This is a genomic window from Streptomyces sp. NPDC054956 (genome assembly GCF_053609185.1).
The window spans coordinates 1-2,136 of the sequence record NZ_JBSGXB010000579.1 but is presented as its reverse complement, the minus strand read 5'-3'; the positions used below and the strand labels follow the sequence as shown (position 1 = coordinate 2,136).

Sequence of the window (2,136 nt, the reverse complement as noted above, 5' to 3'; positions counted from 1 at the left end):
AATTCTGGCCCGCAAGGACGAGCGGTGACGGGCGCGGCCGCCGCGGCCGGTCCCGCGGCCCCCGACGCGGGCGACCTGGCCCGCCGGGCCACCGCCGACCCGCTCTTCCGGCTCGTCGCCTACGCCCTGGAGGCCGCCCACGGCCGGCCCCCGGCCGCCGTCTGGAGCGCCCCCTACACCTTCCACCTCGGGTCGCCCGGCCTCGTCGCGGCCGCGGGCTGGCCCGTGTCGGCCGCCGCCGCCCCGCGCACCGACGGCCTCGTACGGCTCAGCTCCCTCGGCCACCCCGCTGACAGCTGCGACCTGCCGCTGACCCTGTCCGGTCCGGCGCCCGCCACCCCGGCCTGGGCCGCGCGGCCGTATGCCCTGCTGCGCGCACTGGCCCGGGCCGGCTACGGCCGCGGCGGCACCGACCTGCACCTCCAGGGCTCCCTCACCCCGGCCGCCGGGCTGGCCACGGCGGAGCCCGCCGACTGCGCGGTGGCCCTCGCGGTGGCCGACGTGCACACACCGCCGGGCGAGGAACCGGACCGTGCGCTGCTGGCCCGGCTGATGGCCGAGGCACTGCCGGACGGCGACGACGCGCTGCGCCGGGGGGCCCTCTTCGCCCGGCCCGGCAGAGCGCTGCTGCTGGGCCAGGGGGCGCGGCCCCGCGAGCCCCGTCGGCAACGGCAGCGGTACGTCGCCTTCGACCCTGCCGACTCGGGGGCCCGCCTGGTCCTGATGGCCGTACGCGCAGGCGCCGGGAACGCGGACCGGGCGGCGGACCTGGCCCGGGCCGTGGCCTGCGCCCGCAGGGCGGGGTCCCTCAGCGCCTGGCCGCCCGGGCAGCGGCCGGGGCGGAGCGTACTGGTGCTGCTGCCCGAGGCGCGGCTGACGGCGGTACGGGCGGCGGTCGCGGAGGACTTCCGCGACCGGGGCCGGCCCCTACCGCGGTTCCTGAACATCGCCGTGGCCGGCGCGGCCCGCCGCGAGCACTGACACCGGGGCACCACGCCACGCACCACGCGGCCGGCCATCCACCACGGGGCCCACCACGGGGCCGCACCACCCACCGCCCGCCATGCACCACCCACCAGCCATCACGCACCAGCGAGCGATCTTCACCCATCACGAGGAGGAACCACCCATGCCCATCCACCCCTCGACGACGGCGCACGCGAGACACCGGGCCACCCGGTCCGCGCTCGTCGCCGGACTCGGCACGCTCGGCCTGCTGGGCGCCTTCACCATCGCCAACTCCCAGGCCGCCGAGAGCGGTTCGACGGCCGTAGCGAAGACGTCCGCGCTGCCGGCGTACGACCACGTGGTCGTCGTCGTGTACGAGAACAAGCAGTACGGCGAGGTCATCGGCAGCGCCAACGCCCCGTACGTCAACCAACTGGCCAACGCCGGCGCGAGCCTGACGGGCATGAAGGCGCTGACCCACCCCAGCCAGCCGAACTACTTCAACCTCTTCTCCGGGGGCACCCAGGGAATCACCGGTGACGGCTGCTACACCCCGCAGTCGATGACCGCGGCCAACCTCGGCCAGGAACTCATCGCCGCGGGCAAGACCTTCGCGTCGTACAACGAGGACCTGCCCGCCGAGGGTTCCACCGCCTGCACCAACGGCCAGTACGCGCAGAAGCACAACCCGTGGTTCGCCTTCAAGAACGTGCCGCTGAACACCGGGAAGACGTGGGCCCAGTTCCCGCAGGGCAACTTCGCGGCGCTGCCGGACCTGTCGTTCATCGTGCCCAACCAGTGCAACGACATGCACTCCTGCTCGGTGGCCACGGGCGACACCTGGACGAAGAACAACATCGACGCCTACGCGCAGTGGGCGAAGGCCAACAACAGCCTGCTGGTGCTGACGTGGGACGAGGACAACTACCTCGGCTCCAACCAGATCGCCACCGTCTTCTACGGTGCGAACGTCAAGACGGGCAAGTACGCCACCGCCTTCAACCACCACCACCTGCTGCGCACCTTCGAGGACCTGTTCGGCACCGGGCACGCGGGGAACGCGGCCAACGTCCAGCCGATCAGCGAGGTGTTCGGCTCCACGGAACCCACGCCGACCCCGACCCCGACACCCACGGCCACCCCCACCCCCACACCCACCCCCACCGCCCCCCCCCCCCCCGCCCCCCC

The 2,136-nt window shown here is 74.3% G+C and carries 2 protein-coding genes; both read left to right on the top strand.

Going from position 1 to position 2,136, the window contains the following annotated elements; genetic code table 11:
* A partial coding sequence (locus ACWGDE_RS38440) for a hypothetical protein (protein ID WP_453393729.1) occupies positions 1-981 on the top strand: 981 nt, incomplete at its 5' end.
* A 148-nt stretch (positions 982-1,129) separates the two neighbouring features.
* Positions 1,130-2,136: alkaline phosphatase family protein (locus tag ACWGDE_RS38435; RefSeq protein ID WP_453393728.1), on the top strand; the 1,007-nt coding region annotated here is incomplete at its 3' end.